Raw genomic sequence first — 3,777 nt, forward strand, 5'->3', positions numbered from 1 at the left:
CGACGCTTTTAAAAATGAGCTTGAAATTTGCGTGCAGATGATTCGTGATGAGCGCTGGGATGAGCTTGAGGCGTGGATGTATGAAGCGCGCAAGCTAAGGGATATTATTTAAAATTTCACGCGACCTGACTGCGCGACGGACGCTTTAAGAACGCGCCTTTAAATTCTAAAATTTCGCCTTCAAATAGCCTACGCAAATTTAAATTTTAATCCGCGCTATCCCGACACAAACTCAAAAATCTATGCATTCCTGCGTGAAAATTCTCTTTGAGGGAAACTCCAGCGCGCAAAGCCTCGCCTTCTCGCCCCAGTGCTTTTTATAAACACAGCCCAGATCGATATTTGCGCTAAATTCCGTAATGACGGGCTTTTTTACCGGCGTGTGCCCGTAGACATTAAAAATTCCATCATTCGCGCTATCATCTCCGCGCCCGCTTAGCACATGAGCGGCGAAGCTTTTCGCACGCTCTGCATCGTGTCTAATCCCCCACGCGCGACCCACTGCGGAGTGCGATACGACGAGGGCGCGACCGCTTTCATCACGCAAATCATACTCCAAGTAAATCGGCAGCCGCGAGACAAACCGCAGATGCTCCTTGCATTGCTTCACGCCTCCGTGACGATAATACGACGCTAGCGTCGCCTCACCGCCGTTATTAAATAGCCAGCTTTCATCCAGGCTAAAAAATGCGTAGAGGTCATTTGAGCTCGTAAATTTGCCCGTCTTTGCGCACCTTAGTGCAGTTTTTGCGTTGCTTACAAAGCGCTTTTCGTGATTGCCCATCACCGCGTCATATCCGCGAGTGCGCACAAATTCAACCACATCCGCGCTCGCAGGGCCTCGGTCGATCAGATCGCCCACAAAGCAAATTTTGCTATCAAATTTATGCGGCAGCTGCTCTATTAACGCCAAAAGCGATCTGTAGCAGCCGTGCACGTCGCCGATGATGTAGATATTTTCCATAATTTCTCCTTAAATTTTAACGCCCTCGCCTTTTACCGCGCGGGCTGTGATTGTAAGCGGTAGATAAAAGCTCTGCGCTAAATTTTAAAATTTCGCGCGCTAGGACTTGGACGGATAAATCTGCTTTAAGACCTCGGCTACGACGATCATAAAAAGAACGATAAATATTAATGCGCTAAGCAATGAGGAATAAAACCTGGCAAGATGCAAATCTGAAACAATCAGCGCCACAATCATCATCCCTAAAAATGGCGATAGCATCCAAACCGCTGCTGTAGGCAAAAATAAATTTACGAAAAAATCAGTGAGCTTACCAAAATCCTTTAACTTTGCGGCAAGTATCGCGCAAATCCCGCAGAAAAATATCCACAAAAATAGGAAATATACGCACTTCTGCTGTAGCCATTCTAAGGGATCGTCAAACCGGACGCTAGATGTGTCAAAAATCTGCCCTATAAAAAAACCCATTAAACTTGAAATGCACATCAAGCAAAAACTCATCGAAAATGCGCAGGCTATAATTTTTAAAATAATCATCAAAGCTCCTAAAATTCTAAATTTAGGCGAAAAATTCCTCGATTAGCCGAGTCATTTCGCTCTCAGCAGCGACGTGGTTGATCTGCTCGCGAAAGCTTGCGGCGTTTTCGCGCCCCTTGGAGTATTCGTGCAGATGCTTGCGAAATATCGCCACGCCGCGCACGCCGTAGTGGCTTAACATCTGGGAGAAATGATAGAGCACGACTTCCCTTTTTAGCTCGTCACTTGCCTGTTCGCCCGTTTTGATCTCGCGAAAGATCCAGGGTCTGCCGATTACCGCGCGACCGATCATCAGCGCGTCTGCGCCGCTAAGGTCTCGCACTGCAGGCGCATTGGCGGAGTTTATGTCGCCGTTTGCGATCACGGGGATTTGCAGTTCGCGTTTGGCTCTTGCGATCGCGCTGTAATCCACCGCCGCGCTGTATCCGCCCGCTCTGGTGCGACCGTGAATAGCAATAAAATCGGCTCCTGCGCCTTGTACGGCGCGAGCGATATTTTCGATATCCACGGCGCCGAAGCCCAGCCGCACCTTCGCGCTCGTAAATTTTTTATTCGAATACTTTTTGATCGTCTCAACCAGGCGCGACAAGCGGGGCAGATCAAGCAGCAGCGCCGAGCCGGCGCCTTGCTTTACGACCTTGGGGACGGGGCAGCCGCAGTTTAGATCGATACCGTCGATGCCGTCAAATTTATTGATGAGCAAAACCGCCTTTTTGATAATTTCCGCATCGCTGCCTGCGATCTGCACGAAAAATGGGGTTTCGGCGGCATTTTTTTCGAGCATCTTTAGCGTCTTTTCGCCCTCGAAAACAAGGGCGTTTGCGCTTATCATCTCGCTTACGGTCGCGTCGCAGCCGAATTTTTTCACTACGCCCCGCAGCGGCGGATCCGAAAAGCCCGCCAAAGGCGCCAAAAATAGAGGGTCCCTTTTAAAAAAATCTTCCATCATTTTAAATTTCTTATTTTGATCTCGTTTGAATTTAAACCTTTAAATTTAACTCCGCAGCGCTTGCAGCGGGTTTTGCCGCGAGCTTTAAATTTTAAATTTCATAGGCTACGTATTCGCATTTAGGCGCGAATTTTATTTTTAAGCTTAGCTAATTTACGTGGCGGCAAAACGGCAGCAAGAATGATCGCCACCAAATTTTATTTGCACGGCAAACCCGGCAAGCAGTTTGCAAAACGCCGCACGGATTTTAAAATTTCAGCACTTTATTCGGCTAGCAAGTCTTGCGCTTTACTTTTAAATTTTAAATTTCATCGCGTAAATGCAAAATCCGTTTACACGCGCACTACGCAAGCAAATCTTTTAAATTTTACCGCTTACGCGCATTGATTTTTCGATAAATTTTGAAATTTAAAATTTGCGCGAGTTAGAATTTTACCCGCACTTTAAAATTTATCGCGCAGGCTGTGTTTAATAGACGCAAAGAGCTTAAAGGCAGCCTCTCTTACCCGCATAAAAAGAACTCGTAAAATTACCGAGCTAAAATAACAGCGACGCAGGGACGTTTTTGCCGTTGTCGCGCAAAAATAGCAGAATTTTAAACTTCTCAAACTCGTCGCCGTCGGCGAGGCTTAGCTGCTCTCTAAACTCGTCGATCATGCCAAGCTCATATAGCGCGTACAGATATGCCTCGGTCGCTTCTTGATTCTCGTTTTTGAGCCGCTCGAAAAAGGCTTTGTATTGCTCTGGAGCGAGATGATTTTTTAGCTTTTTAGCAAAGCCGATAAAATCCTGCTCGCTAAATTTTTCATTATTTACGAGATCGAAAAGCTCCTCGCTACTGATCTCAAAGCTCGCGTCATTCACCGCGCGATCCACTAAAATATTTACCTCGGCTATATCTTGAGGAATTTTATAGGCTTTGATCTTATCGTAGCTTCCTTTGGCAAGCGCTACGGCATAGGCTTTTTTAGTGATATTTTCGCTATAAACGCCCTTGGTTTTTAAAATTTCATACGCATACGCAGGCTCAGCGTCGAGGCGATTGAGCTCGTTTTGCAAAAATAGTCCGTTATCTTTAGGAAGTTTATATTTTCGCAGATCCGCCACTTCGCCGTTTTTAACCTTCTCAATAACACCTATGACCTCTTTTAGATCCTCATTTTTGACATCTATGCCAGTGCTATCGTACCACGGAGATAAAATTTTAGTAAGCTCGCTTGGGTCTTTAAAATACTCGGTTTTAAAGTCTTTATTGGTATCAAGACCCAGCAAAACCTCTTTACTCATCGCATCGTATGCGCTTAGATCCTTTGCGATCGCCCTTTTT

5 protein-coding genes are annotated in these 3,777 nt (G+C 46.0%); 1 reads left to right on the top strand and 4 read right to left on the bottom strand.

Annotation, left to right across the window (positions count from 1 at the left end; genetic code table 11):
* Window positions 1–232: 232 nt before the first annotated feature.
* From Q0277_RS04860 to Q0277_RS04870, 3 genes are all read right to left on the bottom strand, one after another.
* Window positions 233–964: a metallophosphoesterase gene (locus tag Q0277_RS04860; RefSeq protein ID WP_297996123.1), complete on the bottom strand. Its 732-nt coding sequence runs from the start codon at window positions 962–964 to the stop codon at window positions 233–235.
* A 99-nt stretch (window positions 965–1,063) separates the two neighbouring features.
* The gene (locus tag Q0277_RS04865) at window positions 1,064–1,501 is read right to left on the bottom strand and encodes a hypothetical protein (RefSeq protein ID WP_297996126.1); all 438 of its coding nucleotides are present in this window, start codon (window positions 1,499–1,501) and stop codon (window positions 1,064–1,066) included.
* A 22-nt stretch (window positions 1,502–1,523) separates the two neighbouring features.
* Window positions 1,524–2,447, bottom strand: a complete 924-nt coding sequence (locus Q0277_RS04870; protein ID WP_297996130.1) for a tRNA-dihydrouridine synthase — start codon at window positions 2,445–2,447, stop codon at window positions 1,524–1,526.
* 183 nt (window positions 2,448–2,630) lie between these two features.
* Here Q0277_RS04870 and Q0277_RS04875 point away from each other — a divergent pair, with 183 nt between their 5' ends.
* Window positions 2,631–2,837, top strand: coding sequence for a hypothetical protein (locus tag Q0277_RS04875; protein ID WP_297945052.1), 207 nt, complete (start codon window positions 2,631–2,633; stop codon window positions 2,835–2,837).
* Window positions 2,838–2,987: 150 nt separating this feature from the next.
* Here Q0277_RS04875 and Q0277_RS04880 read toward each other — a convergent pair.
* Window positions 2,988–3,777: LapA family protein (locus Q0277_RS04880; RefSeq protein ID WP_297996128.1), on the bottom strand; the 790-nt coding region annotated here is incomplete at its 5' end.

Origin of the sequence: uncultured Campylobacter sp. (assembly GCF_938030815.1) — a bacterium.
GTDB lineage: Bacteria > Campylobacterota > Campylobacteria > Campylobacterales > Campylobacteraceae > Campylobacter_B.

Excerpts from the sequence above, each read along its gene's own strand:
- Q0277_RS04875 (WP_297945052.1), top strand. The coding sequence starts at position 2,631 with ATGATCGCCACCAAATTTTATTTGCACGGCAAACCCGGCAAGCAGTTT.
- Q0277_RS04870 (WP_297996130.1), bottom strand. The coding sequence starts at position 2,447 with ATGGAAGATTTTTTTAAAAGGGACCCTCTATTTTTGGCGCCTTTGGCG.
- Q0277_RS04860 (WP_297996123.1), bottom strand. The coding sequence starts at position 964 with ATGGAAAATATCTACATCATCGGCGACGTGCACGGCTGCTACAGATCG.
- Q0277_RS04865 (WP_297996126.1), bottom strand. The coding sequence starts at position 1,501 with ATGATTATTTTAAAAATTATAGCCTGCGCATTTTCGATGAGTTTTTGC.